Genomic DNA, 25,749 nt, shown 5'->3' with positions numbered 1-25,749 from the left:
TCAGTGCCGATGCTCAGAACGATCCTGCAACCGAGCCGAGCGCGATGACGGCAGTGAGGGCAATGAGCGCGCCGACGATGCCGACCATGACGATGTCGCGATAGCTGTCCCGGTGCGTCGATCCGCAGACGGCGAGCAGCGTGACGACCGCGCCATTATGGGGCAGGCTGTCGAGCGCACCCGAACCGATCACCGCCACGCGATGCAGCAGCGCGGGATCGAGTCCGATCTCCGCTGCGCGCGTCATGTAGGTCGCTCCGAGCGCGTCGAGCGCGATGGTCAGCCCGCCCGACGCCGAGCCGGTCAGGGCTGCGAGCACGTTGGTGGCGACTGCCAGCGATACCAGCGGTCCACCGCCGATGCCGAGCACGGCGTCGCGCACCACCGTGAAGGCAGGCATCGCCGCCACCACGGCGCCAAAGCCGACCAGGCTCGCCACGCTCATCGCCGGCAATACCGAGGCGTTGGCGCCGGCGTCCATGGTCGCGCGCAGCGCCGGCAGCCGCCGATGGCTCACCGCGAGCACGGTCAGAATCGCGCAGGCAAGCGCCGTGATCACCGCCCACACGCCACCGACAGCGGCAAGCGATGTCCCACCCCAGCGAACTTCGGCGAGAAAACGGGTGTCGAGTGCCGGCAGGATGAACAGCGACATCGCGAGATTGACGACCATCACCATGATGAGGGGAAGCGCGGCGAGCATGGCCGGAGGCAGCAGGTCGGTCACCTCACCGTGCACGATCTCCGCCGGATCGAACTCGCGCGCGGTGGTGGCGCGTTCACGTAATTTTTCGTCGGCGGCGAGACGGTCGGACGGCATCGGCGCGCCCTCGCCGAAGCCTTCGCCATTCCTCTTTGCGATCGCCTCCTGGCGATGGAGCCACCACAGGCCGAAGCCGAGCATGATCAGCGATGCCAGGATGCCGAGGCCGGGCGCGGCAAAGGGCGTGGTGCCGAAGAACGGCATCGGAATCGCATTCTGGATCGACGGCGTGCCGGGCAAGGCCGACATGGTGAAGGTCGAGGTGCCGAGCACGATGGCCGCCGGCATCAGACGCCGCGGGATGCCGGCCGCACGAAACAGCTCCTGCGCCATCGGGGCCAGCACGAAGAAGGCGACGAACAGACTGACGCCGCCATAGGTGACGAGCGCCCCGGCGAGCACGACCGCCAGCACGGCCCGCTGCGGGCCGAGCCGCTCGGTCATGAAGCTCGCGATCGCGGCGACCGATCCGCTGTCCTCCATCAGCTTGCCGAACAGCGCGCCAAGCAGAAACAGCGGAAAGAACTGCGCCAGAAAGCCCGCCGCGCTGGCCATGAAGGTCTGGGTCCAGTGGGCGAGCAGCGGCTCGCGGGAGAACAGCGCTGCGATCAAAGCGGCGACCGGCGCAAGCAGCAATACGCTCCAGCCCCGGAACGCGAACGCGATCAAAAGGCCGAGCCCGATCAGGATGCCGAGAAGCCCTGACACCGTCATGGCCTCAGCATTCCGCGAGCAGCACGTCGAGATCGGTCGTGGATTGCTTGCCGATATCCTCGCCGTGTGCGTCAAGGAATGCATCGGCGCTCTTGCGGCCCTCTTCCTTCAGCAGTGAGACGAATGCCCACTCAGCGTTGAGCTTCGACGACGCTCCGAACTCTGTGAGCGCGTCGGTCATGATCCGGTGCGTGCGCATACCGGCCCAGCGCGCGCCCTCGCCGTGTCCGGGGTCCGCCACCTGGCGCAGCAGCGCCATCATGCGCAATTCCTTCATCAGCGGCGAGTTGAAGGAAATCTCGTTGAGCCGGTTGAGGATTTCATTTGCCGTGCGCGGCGGCTCCGGCCGTTCGCGCGGATTGATCTGCACCAGAATGGTGTCGTGCGCGTCGCTTTCGCGCACCAGCGGCGTCAGCGTCGGATTGCCGGCATAGCCGCCATCCCAATAGGGTTCGCCGTCGATCTCGATCGCATGGAACATGGTCGGCAGACAGGCCGAGGCAAGCAGAACGTCGGCGGTGATCTCCTTGTTGCGGAAGATGCGGCCGCGGCCGGTGCGCACACTGGTCGCGGTGACGAATAGCCTGATCGGTGAGCGGGCCAGCCGGTCGAAATCGATGCTCTCGGCGAGGATGGCGCGCAACGGATTGAGGCCAAGCGGATTGAGATCATAGGGCGAAACAACGCGGGCCATCAGGTCCATGGCGATGTAGGCGGGCGAGGTGTCGAGCGTCCAGCGACCCATCATCCGGTCGAGCGGCGAACGCTGCAGCGGGCTTAACGCCGCAGCCTGCGACACGCGCCGCCAATAGGTATCGAGCGCCGCCCGCGCACCTTCGGCACCGCCTTTCGTCCATCCGTCCGCCACCAAGGCTGCATTCATCGCGCCCGCCGAAGTGCCGGAGATCGCCTCGATTCGCAGCCACGGCTCCTCGATCAGACGATCGAGCACGCCCCAGGTGAATGCGCCGTGGGAGCCCCCGCCCTGCAAGGCGAGGTCCACCAGCACCGGTTCGCGCGCGGTTTCTTCCATCTTCATCCTCCTCGGCCGGAGATGAAACGGTGCCTTAGGTCACGACGAGCCCACAATGCTTCGTCTCGAACCTTCGTAGGATCGACGCAGCAGCGCGTACAGGCTGCCGCCCGTCACCGCGCCAAGGAGGTAGGCGACGGCGACCAGCAGCGCGAGCGGCACGCGGGCATTGATGCCGAGGAAGGACATGGTGACAATCTCGAAGTTCTGCACTGCGAAGATGATCGTCGCGGCGGCGAACAGGATGATGACGGCGAGGTAGATCCAGCGCATGGGCGCCTCCTAATCGTCGATCGACCGCGTCGCGCGCAGTCGCCACAACCACCTCAACGAGCGCGGCGCAGGCCGAAGCCTATTCCGATCCAGCCTGCGCCGGCCATGATGAGATCGATGCCGAGGAACAGGCCGAGGATGTAGAGGCTTGAGACCGGCCAGCGCACCAGGATCAACAAGCCGAGCAGCAGCGTGATCACGCCTGACAGCGCCACCCAGATCCAGGGTGTTTCCCGCTTCATGCTGAAGGCCAGGAAGATCCGCATGATGCCCGAGGCCACCAGCGCTGCGCCGAGAATGAGGGTGAGCAGCACGGCCGCGAGCAGCGGATTCTGGAACGTGACGAAGCCCGCGAGAATGTAGAGCACGCCGAGCAGGGCCCAGAGCAGGAATTTGCCCCAGTTCTTGATCTGGAAGGCGCTGAACACTTCGGCGACGCCGGCGATGATCATCATCACGCCGACGATGAGGACGCTCGCGACGGTAGCCATCGCAACGCTGCCAAGCGCGATAAATCCTGCGATGAGATAGACGACGCCGAGTGCGATGATCCAGCCCGACTTGGCACGCAGTGGCGCCGTATCCGAACCGGCCTGGGGATCTCCGATCGTACCTGAAGTATTGGTCATGACGGTCCTCCGATGCGAAAACCTGCCCGACGTTTGTCGGTTCCTCGACGCGACGACACGCGGCGCGGGATGTTCGACACGTGGATACTAGCGCAACTTCGCGTTGCGATCACCTGATTTTAGTATCGTCGGTCGCGGTTTCGTCGTGCGAGGTCTTACAGCGGCACGATGTTGATCGCCTCGCTGGGATAGGCGATCATTGAGCCCTAGCAGTACGCTGGATCAGCCGTATAGCAATTTGCCTATTTGGGCAAACATCCACTCCATTTGGCCCCGGTGCTGACTTGTTTCAACGGCTTCATGCCATCGCACCCGGCCAATAAAAGCACGATGGCGGTTCGACCGTGCCATCGCGCTTTAGAGCATGATCCGGAAAAGTGGCCCCCGGTTTTCCGAAAAGATCATGCTCAAATCAAAGAGATAGAGCGGGATGACGATTCGAAGAAAAGTCATCCCGCTCTAGTCGTCGAATCAATCGAACAGCACCTTGGTTCGCGCCTCGTTGCGGGCCAAACTGTTGATTTCAGCAAGCGCCATTGCGCTCCTCAGTTCCTCGAGCCAGTCCAGAAATTTGTCGACCAGATACTCCGGGCTCATCGAAAGAGCCGCGACCCTCATCCGCTCTGCTAGCTGATTCATCATCGATCCCCTCTCATTCGAATGAGCTACCCCCTCTCATCCGATGAACCACTCTCTCACGCGTTCGCCAAAGCGCGAAGCGGATAGTTAATAGATGGTAAATGTAGGCGATAGCTAGATCAGCTTCATCCCCTTCAAGCTCGCATGACCGTTCTTGCCGACGATGATGTGGTCATGCACGGAAATGCCGACTCCGCGGCTTTGCATCTGAGCATGGGTTTGGCCCTCGCCACCTGTTCGACAGTCACTCGGGGATCATCTTGACCCCCGCGTCCTTCACGACCTTGCTCCAGTGCGCGATCTGCGACTTGATGTGCGCGCCGAACTCGCCGGGCGTGCCGCCGGCGGGCTCCGCCGCGATCTTCGCGAACGCCTCGCGCACGCTCGCCTTCGCCAAGGCCTTGTTGATTGCCTCGTTCAGCAGGTTGATGATGGGGTCTGGTGTGCCGCTCTTCACCACGAAACCGACCCAGTCCTCGATAACGAGCTCCGGGAATCCCTCCTCGACGACGGTGGGAACGTTCTCGAGGGCTGCCATGCGCGTTGGCGCCGTGACGGCGAGCGCTCGGAGCTTGCCGGAGGCAATCAGGTCGAGAACAGGCAGCGGCGTGATGAACTGATAGTGGTTGGTGCCGTTGATGAGATCCCCGATCGCCTGCGGCAGGGCCCGGTAGGGGACGTGGGTCACGCGCACCCCGGTCTGAAGCCTGAACTGTTCGCCTGCGAGATGGGCTGGCGTGCCCATCCCGCCTGATGAGAATGTGAGTTTGTCGGGCTGGCTTTTCAGCAAGGCGACAAGCTCCGCCATCGACTTGGCGGATACCGACGGATTGGCAACCAGAACGTGATGCGCAGTCATGATCTTGATCACCGGCGCAAAATCGGTGTCGTGCCGAAAGGTTATGTTCGGCAGGAGTGCGGGAGATGCCGAGGCGCCTAGTGTGAAGGCCAGGATCGAATATCCATCCGCCGGCTGCTTGAGGACCTCGCCGGCTGCAAGCGTCGCCATGGGCCCTGGCTTGTTTTCGACGACAATCCGCCAGCCTTCGCTCCGCCCAAGCTCGTTCGCGACGATGCGCGTGATGATGTCCGGCGGCGAGCCCGCGCCGCTTCCGACGACGATGCGGATCATGCCGGACGGGTAGGATTGCGCGACCGCCGGTTGGGCCATCGCTCCCAGGCTCACCGCCAGCAGGAGGCGCCCCCACCAACGGATTCCACGAAATGTTTGCTGTGCCTGTGCCATTCTCACCCTCCTCGTGGATCCGCAGCATCGTGCTGCCTCGGATGTCCCGCTCGCGAAGGATCGGGCTCTGAAGGATCGGGCTCCGTTGTGTAAGAAACCATAGAAATCGGAGTCGATTCCGTCAGGCGGAACGCTGAATTCCGGGTTGCGGAAGGCTGGACTCCGCGGAGCGGAACGGGAAGAATGGCCGAGCTCGGCGAGCGAGGGGCATCGGCAATGCCGACGGTCGAAACAATCAGAGGATTGGAGCGAGGACTGCAAGTCCTTAGGTTCCTCCACTCGGAGCCGATTTCGTCCCTGCACGAGATCCACGCCGCAACGGCGATATCCAAGCCCAGTCTGCTGCGCATTCTGAACACGCTGGAGCGGGCAGGCATGGTCGCGCGGCGTCTGGCCGACGGTCGCTACCGGCTCAGCGTTTTCACGGACGTGGTGCGAAAGCAAGACAGGTACGATCGCGTTGCCGAGGCTGCGGCGCCCGTTCTGGCCCGCCTGTGTCGCAAGGTGAAGTGGCCGTCCGATCTGTTCGTGCCGGCTGGCGGCTGCATGGAAAGACGCGAGACGAATCTGCCGCACGCTCCGTTCGCGCTCCTGGGACTGCACAGCCAGGTTGGTGGAAGGGTGGGCTGGCTGATGACGGGCGTCGGGCGCGCTTATCTCGCGTGGTGTCCGGAGAAGGAACGGGAGGCAACTTTGCGCGCACTCCGGAAATCCAACAACCCGGAGGATTGGCTCGCGCGCGACCCGAGGAGGCTCGAGCGAGTTCTCAGTGAGGTGCGGCATCGGGGTTACGCCACACGTGACCCAAGCTATGTGGCGGGTCCACACGGAGGAACCCCGGTTGATGACGGGGCAGCCGCAATTGCCGTGGCGCTGTTCGATGGCAGGCGTGTTCATGGCTCGATCAATTTTCGCTGGATCAGGACAGCGTTCACGGTAGAGGACTTCGCCGGGCGTCACCTTGCCGATCTGCACAACGCCGCGCGCGAGATCGTGGGCTCTCTGCAGAGGCCGGCAAGGTAGCTAATCCCCAACGTCTATGGTTGACGGCGAGTCGGCTTGGGATTTAAGGGCGCCGTTCCCGACGCTTCCGGTGGACTCATTAGCCCGCAGCCAAATTCGGATTGATGCGAGTTTGACGAACGCCAGATAGTTGGCTGCGAGTTTGTCGTATCGGGCGGCAATACGCCGACATTGCTTGATCCTGTTGAAGAACCGTTCGATCAGGTTGCGCGCTCGATACAGATGCGGGCTGAAGCAGATCGGGTCTTTGCGATTTCGTTTCGGCGGAATGTTCGCCCATGCGCCCTGCCGGCGGGCAAGCTCCCTGGTCCAGTCGGCATCGTACCCGCGATCCGCGGGCAACATCGTTTGGGAAGCAAGCCGCTGAGGAGAACCGAACACAGCCGGTTGTCATGCGCCTCGCCCCCGCGTGAGGGCGAGATGCACCGGCAGGCCATTGGTGTCCACCACCGGGTGAATCTTGGCAGCGTGGAAACTAAGCCAGCCCCAAGCCGCCATCGACGGCGAGAACCTGGCCCGTCAGCCATTGCGAGGCGGGGCCCGCAAGCTGGACAATCCATTCCGCGACGTCGTCGGGAACGCCGCGCCGACCGAGTGGAATCCGTGCGCGCTCGTCTTCCTTGACGGCTTCTGCCTGTTCCGCAGATAGCCCCATCATCCCGGTCAAGGCGCCGGATTCCGTGGGCCCGGCCGCGACCGCATTCACCCTTATTCCGAGCGGCGCGAGTTCGAGCGCCCAGCAGCGGGTCAGGTGTTCCAGCGCCGCCTTGCTGGCGGCGTAGTGGGATAGTCCCGCCGCCGGCCGGTGACCGAAGGTCGAGGAGATGTTGATGATGGTGCCCTGCGTCGCCTTCAGGTGAGGAAGGGCGGCGCGGGCCAGCAGGCTCGGACCGAGCACATTGACGGAAAAGATGTCTGTGATCCGATCGGCTGTCGCATCCGATAACGGAAGGATGGCGCCCGCGCCGGCGTTGTTGACGAGCGCATCCACTCGGCCCCACTTGTCGACCGCCGTGGCGATGGTCCGCCTGGCGTCTTCAGCAGAGGCGGTATTCGCAACGATGCCCGCGATATTCTTATGCTCCGCCACCGTTTGCTCGAGGGGGCCGGCGCGGCGGCCGGTGATGAGCACCTTGTCGCCCTGGTTGGCAAAACGGAGCGCTGCCGCCCGACCGATGCCAGAGCTGCCGCCCGTTATGATCATGACCTTTTCGTTCTGCATGTTCGTTCGACTCATCTGTAAAGTTGGAAGTTGGTCAAAGCAGGCATTAAGCGACCGCTTCGGTTTCAGCGGCTCAGTGGTTGCGAGGTATTGAACCAGGGCGCGAACTCATACGCGCCCTGGTTCGGCCTTAACCCAACGAGCGGTCAGTAGTCCCAGAAGACCGGTACGAAACGGAAGGCGTCGCCGTCGGCCGCCACCCGTCCGATGGACGGGAACGGCAGGTGAGTGGCCACCAGCATCTCGCCGCTCTTAGCCAGCTCCCGCAAAAGACGGACCCGAACGCGCGCCGCCTCTTCGGGGTCGTGTTCGAAACCGTTGTGCCAGTCGGGCTGCTCGAACCCGACGGTAAACACGGCGTCGCCGGCGAACGTCAGCCCGTCGCCGCCGGACGCCACGCGGACCACGCTGTGCCCGGGGGTGTGACCGCCGGTGCGACGGGCGACCACGCCCGGCGCAATCTCGTGCTCCTCATCGAACGTCCGCAGGTTGCTCCCGTACTCGCTCACGAACCGCTTGGCGGCCGACCGAAGCGCATCCGGGAAACCCTGCGGCATGGAGGTGTGGGAGAAATCGGGCGACTCCCAGAACTTGACCTCGGCGGCCGCCACGTGGATCCGCAGGTCTTTACGCAGTCGCTCCTTCACCCCCTCGACGAGCAGCCCGCCAATGTGGTCCATGTGCATGTGGGTCAGCACAAGATCGGTCACGGACCCAAGATCGATGCCGGCGGCCTCCAGTCGCTTGATCAACTGGCCGGCCCGCGGCAAGTTCAAGTCCGGATCGGACCCCAGTCCAGCGTCAATGAGGATGGTCTTGCCGCCGCTACGCACCACGACCACGTTCAGCGCCCAGTCGAACGCGTCCTGCGGCAAGAACATGTCTTTCAGCCAGGCCGCGCGGTCGGCCGGGTCGGCGTTGTGTCCCAACATTTGGGTTGGGAGCGGCAGCACCCCATCGCTAACTACCAGCACGTCAATGTCGCCGACCTTCAGCGCGTAGCGCGACGGAACGAGCTCTTCGGGTCCTGATGTAACGGGGTATGAGGTATTGTGCAGGTTCATGTTCGTCTCCTGTTTCATGGTAAAGGCGCCTGGTTGGTCTTGGTTCTGGCTGGTCTTGGTTGAGCAGGCCGCGCAGCCAGGGGAGCGCTGCCGCCATCGCTTGGGGTGTCTAGAGGTTGGTCACGCGCTCCGGATCGGCCGACGCGAGCGCCGCGGCGCGCTCGGCGCGGGGCGGGTAGATCCAGACAGTATTGATCTCCTGCTTGGTCTTCTTGGCGACGTCGCCGACCATCTCGACCTTGCGCTCCCAGCCGCGCGTGAACAGAGCGCCGGCTTCGCCGAGGTCGAGGCAGGTGACGTAGGCCTTCTGGTGATACGGCCTGGTCGAAACGCCCAGGAGTTCGGCGGCGGCATTGTTGCCGGCAAAGGCGCCCATCCGCGTGGCGTGCTGGCACGACATCAGCGCGTAGTTGCCTTCGTCGTCGCATGCGGCCCGCGCAGCATCGCCGGTTGCGAAGACGCCGGCAACACCCGGCACGCGCAGATCGCGATCCACCAGCAGCCGGCCGAAATTGTCGCGCTCGGTGGGAATCTGCGCCGTCAACGGCGCGGCGCGAATGCCGGCCGCCCAGACCACTGTCTCGGCTTCGATGTGTTCGCCGGTCGACAGGGTGACGCCGGATTTGTCGAGCGAGGCGATGCCGGCCCCGAGTCGGGTCTCTACGCCGAGCTTGCGCAATGCTTCCTCGATTATTGGGCGAGGGCCTTCGCCCATGTCGGGAGCGATCGCACTGTTGCGGTCGACGATGATCACGCGCGTCTTGGCGTCCTTGCCAAGGATTTCGCGCAAGCGCGCAGGCAGCTCGGTTGCTGCCTCGATGCCGGTGAAGCCGCCGCCGGCGACGACGACCGTATCGCGTCCATTGATGGCCGGCCGGTCGGCCAGGCTGTGTAGATGCTTGTCGAGCGCGATTGCGTCATCGAGCGAGTCAACACTGAAGCCGTGATCGGCAAGGCCCGGAATGTTGGGGCGGAACAGGCGGCTGCCGGTGGCCACCACGAGACGGTCGTAGGACAGAGTCTTTCGCGGGCCCTTTGGAGTCGTGATCTGCACCGTTCGAGCATCGGTGTTGATCGTCTCGGCGCTGCCCTGAATGTAGTCGACATCGATCGCCTTGAGGACGTCAAGCAGCGGCGCGGTCAGGGTTTCCGGCCTCGGCTCATAGAGCCGCGGGCGGACCACCAGCGTCGGCTCCGGTGCGATCAGTACGATTTCGAGATCGTCAGGCGAAACGCCGTGAATGTCGCGCAGGCGAGCGGAGGAAAGGGCGGCGTACATGCCGGCGAAGCCGGCGCCGATAATGGCTAGTCGCATGGGTTTGCTCCTTGGTTTGCACTTGTCGAAAGTCTGTGCGCTACCGCCGCTGCTCCGTTGAGGGCAGCGTTCGACGGCGCTACGAGAGGTGAAGTGAATGCTGGTCTTAAGGCGCGATGCAGTGTGACAGCGAACTCAGCGGCCAGCCGTATCGAGAAGCAGCCGGCGCAGACGCCTTCGGACTCCAATCCTGGTAGGGAAGGCCGGAGCCAGCCCTGGTCATCATCGAAACCAGCGGGTGCGGCGTTTGCATGAAGTGCGGCGCGACTTCCACCTCCTCGCCCGCCGCGGAAGTGAAGCGAACGGCCAGAGAGAGGCCGTAGAAGACGGCAGGGGCAACGACCCTGCGTCGCGATTTGATTGCAAGGCTGGCGAGGCTCTTCCAGGTCATATTTGTCTCCCGCTGTTCCTGATCGGCGCCGACTAGGCCGAGATGAAGGAAAGAATGTCGGCGTTGATGACGTCGGCATGTGTCGTGCACAGGCCGTGCGGCAGAAGATCGTAGATTTTTAGTGTGCTGTGCTTCAGTAGCTTTGCCGACAGGGGCGCGGAGTCGTCGACGGGTACGATCTGATCGTCACCGCCATGCAGGACGAGCGTGGGCTGGGTGATGCATTTCAGGTCCTCGCTGAAGTCCGTTTCCGAGAAAGCCTTGATGCCATCATAGTGGGCCTTGGCGCTGCCCATCATGCTTTGGCGCCACCAATTCCAGATGACGGCCTGCGATGCTTCTGCGCCCGGGCGGTTATAGCCATAGAATGGACCGCTCGCGAAGTCGCTGTAGAACTGCGCCCTGTTGGCAGCGAGCTGCTGGCGTAGGCCGTCGAACACTTCGATGGGCAAGCCACCTGGATTGGCCTCCGTCTTCAACATCAGCGGCGGCACCGCACCGATCAGGACCAGCTTCGCCACGCGATTTCTGCCATGGCGTGCAACGTAGCGCGTGGCCTCGCCGCCGCCCGTGGAATGACCGATGTGAATGGCATTCCGAAGATCAAGGTGCTCTACGACGGCCGCGACATCGGCTGCGTAGTGATCCATATCGTGGCCGTCACTCACCTGCATCGAACGGCCATGACCCCGGCGATCATGGGCGATCACACGGTAACCCTTGCTGACGAAGAAGAGCATCTGGTTATCCCAGTCGTCGGCGGTCAGTGGCCAGCCGTGGTGAAAAACGATCGGCTGGGCGGATTTCGGCCCCCAGTCCTTATAGAAAATCTGGACGCCATCGTTGGTGGTGACGGAGGTCATAGGATCGGTCCCTTGAGTTCGTGTGTCGCCCTCTCAGCGTGGGCACGACGATCTCTAGCGAACCTGGCGTGCCGCTGCCCCAGAGCGATTGCCGTCGCTATAGAGCGATTGCTGCTAACGCCTGCGCCTCCGCCAATCGCTCGGGGTTCGCAAATTCTGCGGATAGCTCGGCCAATTATGTGTTCTTCCGCTACACCGTGGCGGATGGATCACACTTCCGTCAGATGGTTTACGTGAGGAGTTTGCTGAGGTAGATTCCGCCATCAGATCAGCGACCGCCCCACCTACTTGCTCGCGCCTTCGCGGCGAGGGCTCCATCGCCACCGCAGCTTTGGTTTTGGATCATGAGTAAGCCGATCCTGCGCGATCCGTTGCAGGAGCACCCGTCAGCCGCATCTGAGGCCCGTCAGAGCGGCGTGTCCGTTGCCGAGGGGCGTCCCGATGCGGAGATGGCACGCGTGCTCGGGACCACACCATCTCACATAGCTTTGGATTCCTCCGGTGGCGGCATCGCCCACTGGAAACATGACCCATTGCACGACGTCGTCGCGCCAATGGCCCATCACGTCATCATGGCTTACAACGGTATGATGCAGCGCATGGAGCGGCGGTCAGGAAGATCGGTTGCGATTGGAACGTTTCGTCGCGGGGCTGTGATAATCATTCCGGAAGGATCAAGCTCCCGATGGGATATTCCGAAACCTGTTGATGTCGTTCAGCTCTATCTTCCGCACACAACGCTTGAGCGCGTTGCCCGCGAGGCCGATACGGCCACACCAATCGATCTCCTGGAGCGAACGGCGCATCCCGATCCCATTACATCCCGATTGCTCCTGAGCGCGGCCGATGTCCTGGAGGGCAATGGGGCCCTGGATACGCTGTTCAGGCAGCAGCTGACAGACCTCCTAGCCACGCGCCTCCTGGCTGCGCACACTGGCTTACCAACGGTGTCCCAGCCGACCATGGGTGGGCTGTCGCCGAAGGTCCTGGTCCGCGCCATCGAACGCCTACGTTCGAACAGCGAAGCGGACGTCTCGCTCGCGGCTCTCGCTTCAGAGGCCGGCCTGTCGCGCTTCCACTTCTGTCGCGCCTTCAAGGAGAGCACCGGGCTTTCGCCGCATGCCTGGCTGCGCCAGCACCGCCTCGAGCAGGCCATGAACATGCTGCGCGACACCGACGAGTCGGTCGTCTCGGTCGCCGCGGCGCTTGGCTATGCCTCCCAGACGGCCTTCGCCGCGGCGTTCAGGAAGCTCACCGGTGAAACGCCGAGCTATTGGCGACGGCGCATGCGTTAACAGCAATGCTCCGCGCAGGACGTCATGGGCTATCGGGGCACGGCGGACCTCACAAGCCGCCCGTCCGGCAGATTTATGGGTTCACGGCCTAGATCAGCTTCAGCCCCTTCAAACTCGAATGACCGTTCTTGCCGACGATGATGTGGTCGTGCACGGAAATGCCGAGCGGGGTGGCGATCTGGACGATCGCCTTGGTCATATGGATATCGGCCTGCGAGGGCGTCGGATCGCCGGAGGGGTGGTTGTGGACCAGGATCAGCGCGGTCGCCGACAGTTCGAGCGCGCGCTTGATCACCTCGCGCGGATAGACCGGGGTGTGGTCGACGGTGCCGGTCTGCTGAATTTCATCCGCGATCAACTGGTTGCGTTTGTCGAGGAACAGCAGGCGAAACTGCTCCTTGTCGGCGAACGCCATGCCGGTCCGGCAGTATTCGATCACGTCGTTCCAGGACGATAGCGCGATCTTGCGCTTGATCTCGCCCTTTGCCACCCGGCTCGCCGCCGCGGCGAGCAGCTTGATCTGGTGGATCGAGGCCTCGCCGATGCCATCGATCTCGCGCAGGCGGGCGACCGGCGCATGAATGACTTCGGCGAACGAGCCGAATTTTTTCAACAGCGCTTTCGCCAGCGGCTTGGTGTCGCGCCGGGGCAAAGCGGGAAACAGCGCCATCTCCAGCAATTCATAGTCGCTCAGCGCCTCCGGCCCGGCACTGTAAAACCGCTCGCGCAGCCGTTCACGGTGGCCGTGATAATGCGGCGTCTCGGTGGGTTGATCTGGTGTATCACTGGTCTTGGCGGGCATCGGCACTAACAATTGCCGTGCTGGTCAGCTTTTGCAACTCTGAAGTGTCAGGCCAGAGCATGATCCGGAAAAGTGGACACCGGTTTTTCCGAAAAGATCATGCTCAAACAAAAAGATAGAGCGTTCGATTTCGGATAGAGGAAAAGGCGCCGCGCGAAGCACGGCGCCTTCGGTAGTTTCAAACCGGCCGCGCTATCAGGCCTTCACGGCTGCGAACGCATAGCCGTTGCCGTCCTTCGACAGCGTGCCGACGTTCGGGAAACCGAAATGATAGCCGGCGATCATGCCCTTTTCGGCAATGACGCGATCGAAGAACGCGCGCCGCGTGGCTTCCGCCTTCGGGCCATCCGTGTCGAACATCGAGAACCAGCCGGGATTCTTGACGAACAACTGATGGATACCGGTGACGTCGCTCTGGATGAACAGCTGCTGCCCACCCGATGCTACCAGGAAGGACATGTGGCCGACGGTGTGGCCGGGCGTGGCAATGGCGCGCACGCCGGGGACCAGTTCGGCGCCGTCGGCATATTGCTTGATGTTCTTCCAGGTCGGGAAGGTGGACTGAATGCGCCGCACATTGCCGCGGGCAGCCTCCGGGAGCTTCTCCACCAGCGCCGGGTCGTTCCAGAACTTGTATTCCACCTCGGGCATCAGGATTTCCGCATTCGGAAACACCTGCGCATTGGTCTCTTTCACCCACAGGCCCGAGATGTGATCGGGGTGGAAATGCGAGATCACCACCGTGGAGACGGCCGCCGGGTCGAGGCCGGCCGCCTTCATGTTGTCGGCGAGCTTGCCGACCGTCGGCGGGCCGTTGCCGCCGAAGCCGGTGTCGAACAGCACGACCTTGCCGCCGGTCCGGATCGCGGTGACCGTGAACGGGTTATCGAACTTGTCCGGGCCGATCCCGCTGGCGGTCAAAGCCTTCTTGACGTCGTCGAGCGAGGCGTTCTTGACGAAGCCGTCAGCCAGAACCCGCTCGATGCTGCCGTCATGCAGGCTGAAGACCTCGATGTCGCCGACCTTGTATTTGAGGCTGTCCGCGGCGCGCTGCGCATGCGCCGCGCCGATGAATGAAACCGGTCCCTTGAGGCCGAAAACGAGCGCTGCCCCCGTGCTCCCGAGGACCAGATCGCGACGTGAAATCTCGAACATTGCCCTTGCTCCCTTTTGTTGATCCTTAAGCCCGCCTGGCCCTTCTGTTCCGAAGGGCTCACGCTACATGCTACCCCGCACAACCCAGGATATTCCGGTGCGATTCCGGCTCAATGACAGGCGGGCGGCGGGAGTTTCGTAGCCCGGATGGAGCGAAGCGCAATCCGGGGCCGGCCTGTCCACGTGTTGGATCCCCGGGTTACGCTGCGCTCCACCCGGGCTACGCTAGCGGCGGCTGTCCGCGTCTCGGCACCTACCGGGCACTTGCAGGCATGGCTCGCGGCCAGGGCGGTCGACGCGGAACGCCTCGATGAAGCGGCCTTCCTTCTGGGTCACGAATACGGTTTTGCCGTCAGGACCGCCAAAGGTGAGGTTGGTCGGCTGTTTTCCGTTCAGGGGCACCTCGCGCTGGAGCGATCCATCGGCGCCGATGATGGCGATTTTACCGGCCGAAAGCCGCGCGAGATAAATCCGGCCGTCGACGTCGGTACGCAGGCCGTCGACCTCGAAATCCGCAAAACCCCTGACCAGCCGCGGGTCGAGCAATTTGTTGCCGTCGAGGCGATAGGCCCATACCTGCCGCGAATTCGACTCGCTGACGTAAAGCGTCGCGCCGTCCGGGCTCAGATCGATCCCGTTGGTCACGCCGAGGCGCCTTGTGCTGGACATCACTTCGCCGCGACCCTTGCCGTCCGCGCCGCGGGTAATGCGCCAGATCTGGCCGCCCGCGGGCGATGCAAATTGCGGGTCGCTGGCATAGAGCGTACCGTCCGCCGCGATCGCCAGGTCGTTTGGCTGATTGAACCGATCGGAATGAAAATAGACCTGCGGCGTGGTTTCGCCGCGTTCAATGACCCAGACATTGTGCTTCTTGAAATCAGCGACGTACATCCGCCCGCCGCGATCGAAACGAATGCCGTTACCGATGCTGCCCACAGGAAGCAATGCGAAGAGCTGGGATTGCGAGGCGCCCGCCGCGACCTTGCCGATACTGCCGCTCTGTTGAAAATTGACAACGTAGAGGTTGCCGGATGCGTCGACCGCGGGACCTTCGATGCCGGGAGTATACTCGCCCTGCGGCGTGATCCTCTTGCTTACGAACAGGGGGTCCTCGGCCGCGTTGCCTTGGCCTGCGAAGAAAGCGGCGCATGCGATGAGGTAGGTCGCAACAAGTTTCGCTCCCCGTTCTATCGTCGTCACCGTCAGCTCCCTGTTGCAACGAATTGTGACGGATGCAATGATGGGTTGCAGTGCATTTTATCGGCACGCTTGTCTTGAGGAAAGAGAAATGCGTTCGGTACGTTTCGCCCTCGTCACCATGGGCTTGCTGGGCTGCATTGGTGGCAGCTCTGAGGCGCAACAGACCTCGTCCATCCCTCTCAAGCGAATAACGATCCGGGGTGACTTTGCGGTCAGTGAAGGCGCGGCCGCGACCGACATCAGCGGGATGGCTTGCCTGCCGGAAGGCACGCCGCGAAAGTGCCTGCTGGTCAACGACGAGAACAAGAACGCGCAGTTCGCCACGATCCAGGACGATCGCATGGTCGTCGGAGACCCTGTGCCGTTGATCGGCAGCGCGCCGGACTCACGGACGTTCGGACGCCCACCGGATGAGACCTGCGAGAAAGCGGATGATTTTAGGGATCTGGACGGTGAAGGGGTCGCTTATGCCGAGCCCTATTTTTACGTCGTCGGTTCGCACGGATGCGGACGCTCCAGAGGCAAGTTCCGGCTGTCTTCCTTTATCCTCGCGCGGGTGCGGGTCGATCGGCAGGGACAACCGGTCGATCGCGCCGGCAGGCCGCTGGCGCGCGAAAACTTCGCGCAAGCGGTTGAGACCACCTATCGCGTCTCGGATCTGTTGCAACGCGCCGGCAAGGCGGCGGCATTTTTCGGCAAGGATCTGGAATCCGCTGACGGATTGAACATCGAAGGCGTCGCGGTGCAGGGCGACACGATCTGGTTCGGCTTGCGGGGACCTGTGCGCAAGAACAAAACCGCTTATCTGGTATCCGGCGATATCGCCGACCTGTTCAAGGCCGGAAATAAACGAAGCAAAGCCAAGCCCGAAGTCGTTCCGATCGATCTTGATGGGCTGGGAATCCGCGACCTCGCGCCATTGCCCGACAAGCGTCTGCTCGTCGTCGCCGGCGCGGCCCATGGGCCGGAAGTCCCGTTCAAGCTCTTTGTCGTCGATCCGGCCAAAGACAAGGTGACGCGGATCGGGCCGCTCGCGGCGGTGACAGGGCAAGTCGACGGCGAGATGAAAACAGGCAAGGCCGAGGGCGTGACGGTTCTCGATATGACGGGGGACAAGGCGCAGATTGTGATCTTGTTCGACAGCCTTCCGAACGGCGCGCCGCACCTGGCCAATGTTTCGATTCCCGCGCGCAACAAGCCGCGATGAGTTTGCTCGCGCGGCCCTGCCTGCGAACCCGTGCGGTTACCAATAACTGAATCGTCCGGGGTGGAGCCAGGCTCCGGTCCAATTATGCCGGAGCCCAACTATGCCGGAGTCAGCGGCTTCTCGCCGTTGCGTTGCGACAGCGTGAAGATTTCGACGCCGGTCGCGGTCACGCCGACCGAATGCTCGAACTGTGCCGACAGCGAACGGTCGCGCGTCACCGCGGTCCAGCCGTCGGACAGGATTTTTACATGCGGCTTGCCGAGATTGATCATCGGCTCGATGGTGAAGAACATGCCGGGCTTCAGCATCACGCCCTCGCCGGGCCGGCCGATATGGATGATGTTCGGCTCGTCATGGAACATGCGTCCCAGCCCATGGCCGCAGAAATCGCGCACCACGCTCATGCCCTGCGGCTCGACGAAACTCTGGATGGCGTGGCCGATGTCGCCGGTGGTGGCGCCGGGCTTCACCGCGGCGATGCCGCGCATCATGGCCTCATAGGTGACCTCGATCAGCCGCTCGGCCTTGCGGGCGATCGGGCCGATCACATACATGCGGCTGGAATCGCCGTACCAGCCTTCGACGATGAAGGTGACGTCGACATTGACGATGTCGCCTTCCTTCAGCGCGCGGTCGCCGGGCATGCCGTGGCAGACCACGTGATTGATCGAGGTGCAGGTCGAATAGCGGTAGCCGCGGTACATCAGTGTCGCCGGATAGGCGCCATGGTTGAAGGCGAAGTCGCGGACGAATTCGTCGATCCGGGAGGTCGGGACGCCCGCCTTGACGATGTCGGTGAGTTCGTCGAGGCATTTTGCGACCAGCGCGCCCGCCTTGCGCATGCCGGCGAATCCGCTCGCGCCATGCAGTTTGATCTGGCCGGTTTTTCGCAAGGAGGTGTCAGACGCTTCAATATAGCTCATGGGGCGGTCATGCTTCGGAGGAACGGGAACGATTGGTTTAATGGGCTAATTTAGTGATCGGAGCGGTCTGCGGCAAGTCGAGGTTAAGGTGCCGGAGACTCTAAAAAGACTTGCATCAAAAAAGACTTGCATCTAGCCGGAAACTTCCACCACCTGCTCGACCGGCAGCGCACCGCGGACGCGGATTTCGCGGACCGGATAGGGAACACGGATCCCCTCGCGCTTGAAGGCGTCCCACAGCGCCAGCATCACCTCGCTCTTTACGTTGTCCATGCCATCAGGGTCGGCGATCCAGAAGGTCAGCGAAAACTTCATGCCGGCCTCGGCGAATTCGGTCAGGATGCAATTCGGCGGCTTGTTCTTGATGGCGCGCGGGGCGGCCGCCGCGATCTCGATCGCCAGCTTGCAGACGAGGCGGGGATCGGCGTCGTAATTGGTGCTGAACAGCACCTTCACCAGCGTGTTCTTGTCGGTATAGGTCCAGTTCACGACCTTCTGCGTCACCAGATCCTCGTTCGGGATCAGGAACTCGCGGCCGTCGCCGGCGGCGACCGAGATGTAGCGTGTCTTCATCGCGCTGATCCGGCCCGAGCTGTCGCCGATGGTGACGAGATCGCCGGGTTTCACCGATTTGTCCGCCAGCAGGATGATCCCTGAGATGAAATTGGCGACGATCTTCTGCAGGCCGATACCGATACCGACGCCGACCGCGCCGGAAAACACCGCCAGCGCCGAAAGGTTGATGCCGACGGCGCCGAGCGCGACGATGACGGCGACCGTCAGCAGTCCCATCCGGATCATCTTGACCAGCAGCACCTGGATGGACGGGGTGAGGTCGGCGGAGCGGTTGATCCGGCTTTCAATGAAATTGCTGGCGATGTTGGTCAGCCATAGCGCCAGGATCAGGAGCGCGCCGAGCTTGATCAGCACCAGCGGCGTCAGCCGCAAGCCGCCGAGAACGATCGAGACGGAATCCGAATCCAGCAACTGCAGCGTCGGCTCGAGCTGGCCGATGACACTGAGAGCTGCCACCAGCCAGGCCGACAGCGACACCAGCCTGACGATGAACTCGTTGCGAATGACCGACGTCACCAGCCGGATCACGAGCCAGGCCACCGCAAGCTTGGCGGAAACCGCCAGCAAATAGCTGCGGCTCGGCCAGGTCGAGTGGACCATCACGAAGCGCTCCACGATCACCAGGATGGCGAACACGACGGTGGAGGTGCTGCCGACCAGAACGTGGGCGAACCGGCGCAGCGCTACCGGCCAACGCATCACAAGCGAGGTCATGTCGACGCGGGCGCGAATGGATGCCTCGCTAGCCCAGGCAATGCCGCCGGCGGTGAGGATCAGGCCAAATTGCAGATAGAACCAGGGCGAGGTGACCTCGGCGCCGAGCGAGCGCGCGCTGGCGTGCAAGAACTCGATGATCTCTTTCAGGTCCATCGGCCAAATCTCGTTTGGGCTGTCCGGCCCGCCGGACAAAGTTGATTCGCGAATAGCAGGCAGATTCTCACAAGCGCCGAGCGGATGCCATCGGCACAGCAGGCGCGGGGGCAGGTCAGGCCCCTAAAATCGGGCACATTGCCGCTAGCGCAGAAATGGGTTGGCGTTCAACTGTGGCAACGATAAGGATGCAATTGCAAGTATTTGCCAGGATTGTTGAGGTTACTGCGGAGGTTCATGGCTTCTCTCGACTCGGTCAGCATCGCCATCTTTCTGGGCGCCGTTCTGGTGATGGCGGGCATCCTGTCGAGCCTGCTCGCGCTGCGCTTCGGGGCGCCGCTGCTGCTGGTGTTCCTCCTGATCGGCATGCTGGCCGGCGATTCCGGGCCGGGCCAGCTCTCCTTCGATGACGTCCGCACCACCTACCTGGTGGGATCGGTGGCGCTGGCGCTGATCCTGTTCGACGGCGGCCTGCGAACCAGGTTTCAAAGCATCCGTACTGTGCTGGCGCCATCGATGGTGCTGGCAACCGTCGGCGTACTGGTCACCGCGCTGGTTGCCGCGCCGGCCGCCAAATACGCGCTCGATCTGAACTGGACCGAGGCGCTGCTGGTCGGCGCCGTGGTGGCGTCCACCGATGCCGCGGCGGTGTTCCTGCTCGTTCACACCCAGGGCCTGCGCCTGCGCCCCCGTGTCGGCGCAACCCTGGAAGCCGAATCCGGTACCAACGACCCGTTCGCGATCTTTCTCACCCTGATGCTGGTCGAATTCATTTCGCTCGGTGAAAGCTCGCCTGCGCATGTTGTGCTGGAGCTTGTGCGCGAAGGCGTGCTCGGCGCCATCGTCGGCGTGATCGGTGGCCGTCTGGTGGTGGTGGCGCTCAATCGCATGGCGCTGCCGCAAGGCCTGCACGCGCCCTTTGTCACGACTGCTGCGCTTGTGATCTTCGGCGTGGCGCAGATCTCGCACGCCTCCGGATTTCTCGCGGTCTATCTCGCCGGCATCATCATCGGCAACCGGCCGACGCGCGCGCATAATTCGGTGGTGACGTTTCTCGACGCCGCGACCTGGCTGGCGCAGATCGTGATGTTCGTTCTGCTGGGCCTGCTGGCGTCGCCGCAGCGCCTTCTCGACAGCGTGGGCCCCTCCGTGATCGTGGCGCTGGTGCTGATGCTGGTGGCGCGGCCGCTCGCGGTGCTGCTGTGCCTCATGCCATTCCGGTTCAACTGGCGCGAAAAGGTCTTCATCGCATGGACCGGCCTGCGCGGGGCGGTCGCGATCTTTCTCGCCTCGATCCCGATGCTGGTCGGGCTGTCGAAAGCCTATCTCTATTTCGACGTCGCCTTTGTCGTAGTCGTCATCTCGCTGCTGCTGCAGGGCTGGACGCTGGCGCCGGCGGCGCGGTGGCTGCACGTGGCGCTGCCGCGCGTCGACCGCGGTCCGCGGCGCGTCGAGCTCGATCTGCCGGGCCAGCTCGAACAGCAACTGGTCGGCTATCCGGTACGGCCGAAGAGTCTCTACTTCCGGCGTGGCCTGCTGCCATCCTGGTCGAAGCCGACACTGGTGATCCGCGACGAGCGGATTCTCTCGCCTGTCGAGGCCGATCCGGTCGCGGCCGGCGACTACCTCTATCTGCTGGCGCCGCCGGAAAAAGCCGAAGCGCTGGATCGCTTCTTCGTCGACATGGCGCCGAGCTCGGCGCCCGACCCGCATCTGCTCGGCGACTTCATGGTATCGGGCGAACACACGCTCGGCGAACTGGCCGAGATCTACGGCGTCGCCGTCGGGGAAGAACAGGCGAAACTGACGCTATCGGATTACTTCGACATTCATCTCGACCATGCGCCGAAGGAAGGCGCTGAGCTGGTGCTGGATCCCATTGTGCTGGTCGCACGCAGCATCGGTGGCGGGCGGGTCAACGTGGTCGGCCTGCGGCTGCCCGAGGATGAGGAAAAGGCCGTGCCGCTGACGCGCCGGCAGGCGTTCAGGCGCAAGCTGGCGGAGATATGGGCGTCGGTAGCGGGGGTTTGAATGAGGAAAGGCCCCAGCCGTCGGCCGAGGCCTTTCCATTCATGTGCTATGCGCCATCAATAGATGTCGGGAGCGCAGACGTTCACAGTGCGCGGACCATACTTGGTGAAGATAGTCTTGTAGCAGCTTCCGCCGACATAGAATGACGGCCCGAAGTGGCGATGGCCCCAGTGACCGTGATGGCCATGATGACCATGGCCGTGATGCATACCGTGACCGTGGCCACCATGCCCACCATGACCACCGTGTCCGCCATGACCACCGTGCCCGCCGCCGGCCGACGCCGGCGCAACCGCAGCCGTGGTCAGAGCGAGAGCCGCGACAGCAGCGAGGGAAATCTTGCGAAACATTCGTGTTCTCCATTCCAGGCGTGATTGCCTGACATGCCTGTAAGACGCGCCCGATAAGGAGAAAGTTCGAGGGATTTTTATGAACCGGCGTTCACGTGTGACCTACAGCACGTAGCAAGCGTTCGAGGTTTGCGGACGCCGGCCCCGTGCGCGCTGCCCCACCGTCATGGGGCCGGCATCCGAAAACCTTCACAATAAGCGACATACCGGCAAGGAAACGTTTTGAGTGGATGTAAACTAGTTCACATACCGCAAAGCGCCACCGCAGTATCCTTTGATCCGATGTCGCGTCGGTTCCGCATCCGTTTTGAAAACGGCGCGCTGTTCTCAACCTGGTCGTTCGAGAACTCAGATTGCAGTGAGACCCAAACGCTTATTCTTGAATAACAGGCTTGCCCTGCCGCGAACCAGCGGGCGGATCATACTGAAGCAACTGTCGGATTGCATTGGCACGCGCTATAACATGCGCAAGTAGGTCGCTATGGACCGAACTGCTGGCAAGGAAAGCGGTTACCACGCCATACCGCATTGTTCTATACGAGGACAAAGTGGCGGTATTCTCCTTGTTGCGATGCTCTGCACCGCGTGCATCGTCCTCTTCGCGAGCGAAGCCAGTGCTCAATGCACGGCGCGAGACGTCCTGCAGAACCACTTGACGCTCAGGAAAGCTCCCTCAGCCAATACTCCGCCGATTCTAGTCAAATCCGCCTTCGCTGTTCCGGTGTGGAGAACGATTACAGTAGGGACGTTTGCAAATTCGTTTGCTCTCCTTAACGCGCTGGATGCAGCAGGCTGCAGCATCGGAGGCTTGGCCGAGGAAATTCTCGCTCGACCGGCTTTTACCGTCGGCACTGCGAAAGCAAGCGTGGAGCTTTTTGCGGTGTCGGCGGCCGAACTCGGCTTTCAGACCGGTACTGCGCGGCTGGCGGACATTTATGCGCGGGCTCAACAATTGGGTTTCGGACTTGCGGCAGCAGAGGTCGCTCCGCAACTCAGGCTCCAATTTTTTGACCAGCCGATGGGCGAATTTCTCATCGCAATGGAGCCGATCAAAACGTGGAAGGGCGAGCCTGTCATTCTAACCTTGGCTAATGGCGGAGCGGGATTAGTCCTCATCGGCCGAGATGGCAGCGCCGACGCAGGAATACCCGTGACGTCCCGCTTCTTGTTCGTGCGGTCCAATGAAGCGGCATTGGCGAAGGTGGTCGGCGGGGTCGATGAGGCCGCAGCGCTCGGTCATCGCTGAGTTTCCGAAACAGAACGCGTCCGGGCGAGCAGTTCCCAGCATAAGTCGCCAAATACCAAAGCGTGCAACCGAGCGTCCACCGACGGCGGAAAAGGAGCAGCGATGATGGAATCAATTCCGCGCAAGCCACTCCGAGCGGCTTATCATTGCAGCTTGGCGCTGTTGGGTCTGACGTGTTTGCTTGGCACGGCCGATGCTCGTCCGATGCGGTTGCCATCGGAGCGATTTCCCGGTCCCTGGCTGGAGGTTACGCAAGAGATCAGGGACGTCCTCACTCTAAACAAAGTCTCTGCCTGCAGTCAGGCCGCGGGACGCGAATCGTCGCGCAACCCCGGCGAATACCTCTTGTACTGCACATCGGACGAGAAGCTTTGGACAAGCTGGCGCGTACAGCCCGCGGCGCGCACCGTTCGAGGCCCGGGCAGGCTCTTTCTAGATATCGCACCGCCGGACGGATATTAGGCTTTATCAGGCGGCCGCTGTGTCGAGCGCGGTCTGCACCTGCTCGCTGTGCTCACTATCCATTAGTTAGCCGTATGGCTAACTTTTATTGACACACGTTTGTGTCTCCACTATAGTTAGCTTTATGGCTAACAAATCAATGCAACTCGACCACGTTTTCGGGGCCCTGTCCGACGCGACCCGTCGTGCGATCGTCATGCGACTATGTGATGGCGAGGCATCCGTCGGAGAGCTGGCGAAGCCGTTCGAAATGGCGCTGCCGAGCCTGATGAAACACATCCGCATTCTAGAGAGCAGCGGCCTCGTTGCGTCCGAGAAGACCGGTCGCGTCAGGATGTGCTCATTGCAGACGAAAGCTCTCGCAACCGTCGAGGTTTGGTTGGCGGCCCAAAGGGAGATCTGGGAGCAACGACTGGATCGACTGGAAATGTACGTTGAGAAACTGAAGAAAGAGGAAAACTCTAATGCCCGCAAACGCAAGTCAAAATGAAACGCCCCTGTCCACTTGGGCGCTCGATCGAGAGATCGTCCTCTCGCGCGTGATCAACGCGCCACGAGAGTTGGTTTTCTCCGCCTGGGTTGATCCGCGCCATCTCCCCCAATGGTTTGGTCCGGCTGGTTTTAGGGTCGAGACAAAGTCAATGGATATTCGCGTCAACGGCGAATGGCGGTTCGATATGATCGCTCCCGACGGCAAGCGATATACGAATCGGATGCAATTCCGGCGCATCGAGAGGCCGCACCTGATCGAGATCGATCATGGCGCCGACAAAGACAACGATCCTGGCATATTCCGCACCACCATCACGTTCGATGAGCAGAGCGATGGCAAGACCGTCATCACTTTGCGGCAGTTGCATCCGACGAAGGCTCAGCGCGACGCGGGGATCGGATTCGGCGCGGTCGAATTCGGTTATCAGACCCTTGAGAAACTGGCGCAGCACGTCGAACGCAGTAACGCTGCTTAACGAATACGAACAAATCTGGTACGCGTTGTCCGCTTCCGGTGGGCCGGACGACAGTCGCTATGGGATTTGCGGTGAACAATGCACTTAACTCGCAGCAAGTTTGGTGCACTGTCATTCCAGCAGCGTCGGGAATTTCAGTCCGGTCACCCTAGACCGAGTTAGCTTCGTTCTTCAGCTTTCTTCACCTCGCCCCGCTTGCGGGGAGAGGTCGAAATTTGCGCGAAGCGCGAATTTCGGGTGAGGGGGTACAGGTCTATCGATTGGCGTCGTGCGTGTGGAGAGACCCCTCACCCCAACCCTCTAAGAGCGAGCTTCGCTCGTCTCGACCCCGCGAAGAGCGGGGCGAGGGAGAAGAGACCACAGCGCTGGTCGCAGGTTCTGAGCGACTATTTCGACGGTTGAGCAATCAGCGGACTATCTCTAGTCTGGTCGCAGGCCGACCAGCGGCCGCCCGGTGGAAACGCAAGGAGACACAACAATGTCCAGCCCCCTCGACGACCAGCTCGGCTTCGCGCCCGACTACGATGCCGCGATTCCCTATATGCAGCGGACCCGCGATTATTATGCGGCGATCGGCTACACCACGCCCTATCGCTGGGCGCACTATATCGATGCGCCGTTCCAGCCGCTGAAAAAGCCGCTCGCGCAATCGCGCGTGACCATCATCACCACTGCCGCGAAGTATGATCCCACCAAGGGCGATCAGGGGCCCGGCGCGGCCTACAACGGCAGCGCCAAGTTCTACCAGGTCTATGACGGCGACACCGCCAAGCAGCACGATTTGCGGATCTCGCACATCGGCTACGACCGCAAGCACACCACGGCCACCGACAGCGGCACCTGGTTTCCGCTGCCGCAACTCCTGAAGGCGGCGGCCGCCGGGCGGATCGGTGAGGTCACGCCGCGCTTCTTCGGTGCGCCGACCAATCGCAGCCACCGCGTCACCATCGATGTCGACGCGCCGGATATTCTCGCCCGCTGCCAGGCCGACAAGGTCGATGTCGCTGTCATCGTCCCGAACTGTCCGGTCTGCCACCAGACGTCAGCCCTGGTGGCGCGTCATCTTGAGGCCAATGGCATTGCCACCGTCGTCATGGGCTGCGCCAAGGACATCGTCGAATACGCGGCTGCGCCGCGCTTCCTGTTCTCGGATTTTCCGCTCGGCAACTCCGCCGGCAAGCCGCAGGATGTGGAGTCTCAAGCGCTAACGCTCGAACTGGCGCTGCGCCTCCTGGAGTCCGCGGCAGGCTCCCGCACCACAATGCAGTCGCCGCTGCGCTGGAGCGAGGATGCCTCCTGGAAACTCGACTACAACAACATCGCGCAGATGAGCCCGGAAGAGCTGGCGCGGCGCCGCGCCGAGTTCGACAAGCAGAAAGAGATCGCGCGCGGCAACCGGGCGGCTTGAGGCGGGCTGGCACTACTTCCCTTCTCCCCTTGTGGGAGAAGGTGGCGCGGACGCAGTCCGCGTCGGATGAGGGGTATCTCA

General features: G+C 62.6%; 25 protein-coding genes and 2 pseudogenes. 8 read left to right on the top strand and 19 right to left on the bottom strand.

Translation table 11 applies throughout. From position 1 onward, the window contains the following. Positions 1-13 precede the first annotated feature (13 nt). The 7 genes and pseudogenes from C7G61_RS02005 to C7G61_RS01985 all read right to left on the bottom strand — a co-directional run bounded on the left by C7G61_RS02005 (position 14) and on the right by C7G61_RS01985 (position 5,297). Positions 14-1,477 (bottom strand): GntP family permease, encoded by a 1,464-nt coding sequence (locus C7G61_RS02005; protein ID WP_108512378.1) that lies wholly within the window; start codon positions 1,475-1,477, stop codon positions 14-16. 4 nt (positions 1,478-1,481) lie between these two features. Beyond that, complete coding sequence (locus C7G61_RS02000; RefSeq protein WP_108512377.1) at positions 1,482-2,510, bottom strand: patatin-like phospholipase family protein; 1,029 nt, start codon at positions 2,508-2,510, stop codon at positions 1,482-1,484. A 39-nt stretch (positions 2,511-2,549) separates the two neighbouring features. Further along, positions 2,550-2,783 carry a LapA family protein gene (locus C7G61_RS01995; protein ID WP_108512376.1) on the bottom strand — a complete coding sequence of 78 codons (234 nt, stop codon included), beginning with the start codon at positions 2,781-2,783 and terminating at the stop codon, positions 2,550-2,552. Between the two features lie 53 nt (positions 2,784-2,836). Continuing rightward, a complete protein-coding gene (locus C7G61_RS01990; protein WP_108512375.1) occupies positions 2,837-3,412 on the bottom strand; it encodes an HdeD family acid-resistance protein in 576 nt (191 codons plus the stop codon). Positions 3,413-3,883: 471 nt separating this feature from the next. Further along, a complete protein-coding gene (locus C7G61_RS44415) occupies positions 3,884-4,051 on the bottom strand; it encodes a hypothetical protein (protein WP_190241623.1) in 168 nt (55 codons plus the stop codon). A 114-nt stretch (positions 4,052-4,165) separates the two neighbouring features. Beyond that, positions 4,166-4,243: pseudogene (locus tag C7G61_RS47805) on the bottom strand (RadC family protein); the annotation flags it as partial. Positions 4,244-4,295: 52 nt separating this feature from the next. After that, the gene (locus tag C7G61_RS01985; protein WP_108512374.1) at positions 4,296-5,297 is read right to left on the bottom strand and encodes a Bug family tripartite tricarboxylate transporter substrate binding protein; all 1,002 of its coding nucleotides are present in this window, start codon (positions 5,295-5,297) and stop codon (positions 4,296-4,298) included. 183 nt (positions 5,298-5,480) lie between these two features. Between C7G61_RS01985 and C7G61_RS01980 the strand changes: the two genes are divergently transcribed. Further along, a complete protein-coding gene (locus tag C7G61_RS01980) occupies positions 5,481-6,320 on the top strand; it encodes a helix-turn-helix domain-containing protein (RefSeq protein WP_108512373.1) in 840 nt (279 codons plus the stop codon). 81 nt (positions 6,321-6,401) lie between these two features. On the opposite strand, the pseudogene C7G61_RS01975 reads toward C7G61_RS01980, so the two are convergent. The 6 genes and pseudogenes from C7G61_RS01975 to C7G61_RS01950 all read right to left on the bottom strand — a co-directional run. Further along, positions 6,402-6,785 (bottom strand): annotated as a pseudogene (locus tag C7G61_RS01975) (IS5 family transposase); the annotation flags it as partial. A gap of 10 nt (positions 6,786-6,795) precedes the next feature. Next, complete coding sequence (locus C7G61_RS01970) at positions 6,796-7,542, bottom strand: SDR family NAD(P)-dependent oxidoreductase (RefSeq protein WP_108512372.1); 747 nt, start codon at positions 7,540-7,542, stop codon at positions 6,796-6,798. 146 nt (positions 7,543-7,688) lie between these two features. Beyond that, positions 7,689-8,606 carry an MBL fold metallo-hydrolase gene (locus C7G61_RS01965; RefSeq protein ID WP_057900729.1) on the bottom strand — a complete coding sequence of 306 codons (918 nt, stop codon included), beginning with the start codon at positions 8,604-8,606 and terminating at the stop codon, positions 7,689-7,691. Between the two features lie 109 nt (positions 8,607-8,715). Beyond that, positions 8,716-9,921: an NAD(P)/FAD-dependent oxidoreductase gene (locus C7G61_RS01960; RefSeq protein ID WP_108512370.1), complete on the bottom strand. Its 1,206-nt coding sequence runs from the start codon at positions 9,919-9,921 to the stop codon at positions 8,716-8,718. Positions 9,922-10,027: 106 nt separating this feature from the next. Continuing rightward, positions 10,028-10,312 carry a hypothetical protein gene (locus C7G61_RS01955; RefSeq protein WP_108512369.1) on the bottom strand — a complete coding sequence of 95 codons (285 nt, stop codon included), beginning with the start codon at positions 10,310-10,312 and terminating at the stop codon, positions 10,028-10,030. Positions 10,313-10,344: 32 nt separating this feature from the next. Further along, positions 10,345-11,175 carry an alpha/beta fold hydrolase gene (locus C7G61_RS01950; RefSeq protein ID WP_108512368.1) on the bottom strand — a complete coding sequence of 277 codons (831 nt, stop codon included), beginning with the start codon at positions 11,173-11,175 and terminating at the stop codon, positions 10,345-10,347. A gap of 344 nt (positions 11,176-11,519) precedes the next feature. Between C7G61_RS01950 and C7G61_RS01945 the strand changes: the two genes are divergently transcribed. Further along, complete coding sequence (locus C7G61_RS01945; RefSeq protein WP_108512367.1) at positions 11,520-12,470, top strand: helix-turn-helix transcriptional regulator; 951 nt, start codon at positions 11,520-11,522, stop codon at positions 12,468-12,470. A gap of 88 nt (positions 12,471-12,558) precedes the next feature. Here C7G61_RS01945 and radC read toward each other — a convergent pair whose 3' ends face one another. The 3 genes from radC to C7G61_RS01930 all read right to left on the bottom strand — a co-directional run bounded on the left by radC (position 12,559) and on the right by C7G61_RS01930 (position 15,627). Beyond that, positions 12,559-13,272 carry a RadC family protein gene (gene radC, locus C7G61_RS01940; protein ID WP_108512366.1) on the bottom strand — a complete coding sequence of 238 codons (714 nt, stop codon included), beginning with the start codon at positions 13,270-13,272 and terminating at the stop codon, positions 12,559-12,561. Positions 13,273-13,467: 195 nt separating this feature from the next. Further along, positions 13,468-14,427 (bottom strand): MBL fold metallo-hydrolase, encoded by a 960-nt coding sequence (locus C7G61_RS01935; protein WP_108512365.1) that lies wholly within the window; start codon positions 14,425-14,427, stop codon positions 13,468-13,470. A gap of 225 nt (positions 14,428-14,652) precedes the next feature. Further along, entirely contained in the window at positions 14,653-15,627 is a 975-nt protein-coding gene (locus C7G61_RS01930; RefSeq protein WP_338026031.1) for an SMP-30/gluconolactonase/LRE family protein, read from the bottom strand. Positions 15,628-15,715: 88 nt separating this feature from the next. Here C7G61_RS01930 and C7G61_RS01925 point away from each other — a divergent pair, with 88 nt between their 5' ends. Beyond that, a complete protein-coding gene (locus C7G61_RS01925; protein ID WP_244608095.1) occupies positions 15,716-16,834 on the top strand; it encodes a DUF6910 family protein in 1,119 nt (372 codons plus the stop codon). A gap of 98 nt (positions 16,835-16,932) precedes the next feature. Here the strand turns inward: C7G61_RS01925 and map are convergent, their stop codons facing one another. Continuing rightward, a complete protein-coding gene (gene map, locus C7G61_RS01920; RefSeq protein WP_108512364.1) occupies positions 16,933-17,757 on the bottom strand; it encodes a type I methionyl aminopeptidase in 825 nt (274 codons plus the stop codon). 132 nt (positions 17,758-17,889) lie between these two features. After that, positions 17,890-19,203: a mechanosensitive ion channel family protein gene (locus C7G61_RS01915; RefSeq protein ID WP_108512363.1), complete on the bottom strand. Its 1,314-nt coding sequence runs from the start codon at positions 19,201-19,203 to the stop codon at positions 17,890-17,892. A gap of 237 nt (positions 19,204-19,440) precedes the next feature. Between C7G61_RS01915 and C7G61_RS01910 the strand changes: the two genes are divergently transcribed. Beyond that, entirely contained in the window at positions 19,441-21,234 is a 1,794-nt protein-coding gene (locus tag C7G61_RS01910) for a potassium/proton antiporter (protein WP_108512362.1), read from the top strand. A gap of 56 nt (positions 21,235-21,290) precedes the next feature. On the opposite strand, the gene C7G61_RS01905 is transcribed toward C7G61_RS01910, so the two are convergent. Beyond that, a complete protein-coding gene (locus C7G61_RS01905; RefSeq protein WP_108512361.1) occupies positions 21,291-21,584 on the bottom strand; it encodes a sulfur globule protein precursor in 294 nt (97 codons plus the stop codon). Between the two features lie 652 nt (positions 21,585-22,236). Between C7G61_RS01905 and C7G61_RS01900 the strand changes: the two genes are divergently transcribed. The 4 genes from C7G61_RS01900 to C7G61_RS01885 all read left to right on the top strand — a co-directional run bounded on the left by C7G61_RS01900 (position 22,237) and on the right by C7G61_RS01885 (position 25,668). Then, entirely contained in the window at positions 22,237-22,830 is a 594-nt protein-coding gene (locus C7G61_RS01900; protein ID WP_338026030.1) for a hypothetical protein, read from the top strand. Between the two features lie 586 nt (positions 22,831-23,416). Beyond that, positions 23,417-23,782, top strand: a complete 366-nt coding sequence (locus tag C7G61_RS01895) for an ArsR/SmtB family transcription factor (RefSeq protein WP_108512801.1) — start codon at positions 23,417-23,419, stop codon at positions 23,780-23,782. Next, positions 23,757-24,260, top strand: coding sequence for an SRPBCC family protein (locus tag C7G61_RS01890; protein WP_108512359.1), 504 nt, complete (start codon positions 23,757-23,759; stop codon positions 24,258-24,260). The genes C7G61_RS01895 and C7G61_RS01890 overlap by 26 nt, the downstream gene beginning before the upstream one ends. A 478-nt stretch (positions 24,261-24,738) precedes the next feature. After that, the gene (locus C7G61_RS01885) at positions 24,739-25,668 is read left to right on the top strand and encodes a glycine reductase (protein ID WP_108512358.1); all 930 of its coding nucleotides are present in this window, start codon (positions 24,739-24,741) and stop codon (positions 25,666-25,668) included. The last annotated feature ends 81 nt before the right edge of the window (positions 25,669-25,749 follow it).

Origin of the sequence: Bradyrhizobium algeriense, from assembly GCF_003062295.1 — a bacterium.
Lineage (GTDB): Bacteria > Pseudomonadota > Alphaproteobacteria > Rhizobiales > Xanthobacteraceae > Bradyrhizobium > Bradyrhizobium algeriense.
This window is presented reverse-complemented; position numbering and strand designations above follow the sequence as displayed.

Bases quoted from the DNA above. Each gene is read 5' to 3' on its own strand.
- C7G61_RS02005 (WP_108512378.1), bottom strand. From the start codon at position 1,477: ATGACGGTGTCAGGGCTTCTCGGCATCCTGATCGGGCTCGGCCTTTTG.
- C7G61_RS02000 (WP_108512377.1), bottom strand. From the start codon at position 2,510: ATGGAAGAAACCGCGCGCGAACCGGTGCTGGTGGACCTCGCCTTGCAG.
- C7G61_RS01995 (WP_108512376.1), bottom strand. From the start codon at position 2,783: ATGCGCTGGATCTACCTCGCCGTCATCATCCTGTTCGCCGCCGCGACG.
- C7G61_RS01990 (WP_108512375.1), bottom strand. From the start codon at position 3,412: ATGACCAATACTTCAGGTACGATCGGAGATCCCCAGGCCGGTTCGGAT.
- C7G61_RS44415 (WP_190241623.1), bottom strand. From the start codon at position 4,051: ATGAATCAGCTAGCAGAGCGGATGAGGGTCGCGGCTCTTTCGATGAGC.
- C7G61_RS01985 (WP_108512374.1), bottom strand. From the start codon at position 5,297: ATGGCACAGGCACAGCAAACATTTCGTGGAATCCGTTGGTGGGGGCGC.
- C7G61_RS01980 (WP_108512373.1), top strand. From the start codon at position 5,481: ATGGCCGAGCTCGGCGAGCGAGGGGCATCGGCAATGCCGACGGTCGAA.
- C7G61_RS01970 (WP_108512372.1), bottom strand. From the start codon at position 7,542: ATGCAGAACGAAAAGGTCATGATCATAACGGGCGGCAGCTCTGGCATC.
- C7G61_RS01965 (WP_057900729.1), bottom strand. From the start codon at position 8,606: ATGAACCTGCACAATACCTCATACCCCGTTACATCAGGACCCGAAGAG.
- C7G61_RS01960 (WP_108512370.1), bottom strand. From the start codon at position 9,921: ATGCGACTAGCCATTATCGGCGCCGGCTTCGCCGGCATGTACGCCGCC.
- C7G61_RS01955 (WP_108512369.1), bottom strand. From the start codon at position 10,312: ATGACCTGGAAGAGCCTCGCCAGCCTTGCAATCAAATCGCGACGCAGG.
- C7G61_RS01950 (WP_108512368.1), bottom strand. From the start codon at position 11,175: ATGACCTCCGTCACCACCAACGATGGCGTCCAGATTTTCTATAAGGAC.
- C7G61_RS01945 (WP_108512367.1), top strand. From the start codon at position 11,520: ATGAGTAAGCCGATCCTGCGCGATCCGTTGCAGGAGCACCCGTCAGCC.
- radC (WP_108512366.1), bottom strand. From the start codon at position 13,272: ATGCCCGCCAAGACCAGTGATACACCAGATCAACCCACCGAGACGCCG.
- C7G61_RS01935 (WP_108512365.1), bottom strand. From the start codon at position 14,427: ATGTTCGAGATTTCACGTCGCGATCTGGTCCTCGGGAGCACGGGGGCA.
- C7G61_RS01925 (WP_244608095.1), top strand. From the start codon at position 15,716: ATGCGTTCGGTACGTTTCGCCCTCGTCACCATGGGCTTGCTGGGCTGC.
- map (WP_108512364.1), bottom strand. From the start codon at position 17,757: ATGAGCTATATTGAAGCGTCTGACACCTCCTTGCGAAAAACCGGCCAG.
- C7G61_RS01915 (WP_108512363.1), bottom strand. From the start codon at position 19,203: ATGGACCTGAAAGAGATCATCGAGTTCTTGCACGCCAGCGCGCGCTCG.
- C7G61_RS01910 (WP_108512362.1), top strand. From the start codon at position 19,441: ATGGCTTCTCTCGACTCGGTCAGCATCGCCATCTTTCTGGGCGCCGTT.
- C7G61_RS01905 (WP_108512361.1), bottom strand. From the start codon at position 21,584: ATGTTTCGCAAGATTTCCCTCGCTGCTGTCGCGGCTCTCGCTCTGACC.
- C7G61_RS01895 (WP_108512801.1), top strand. From the start codon at position 23,417: ATGGCTAACAAATCAATGCAACTCGACCACGTTTTCGGGGCCCTGTCC.
- C7G61_RS01890 (WP_108512359.1), top strand. From the start codon at position 23,757: ATGCCCGCAAACGCAAGTCAAAATGAAACGCCCCTGTCCACTTGGGCG.
- C7G61_RS01885 (WP_108512358.1), top strand. From the start codon at position 24,739: ATGTCCAGCCCCCTCGACGACCAGCTCGGCTTCGCGCCCGACTACGAT.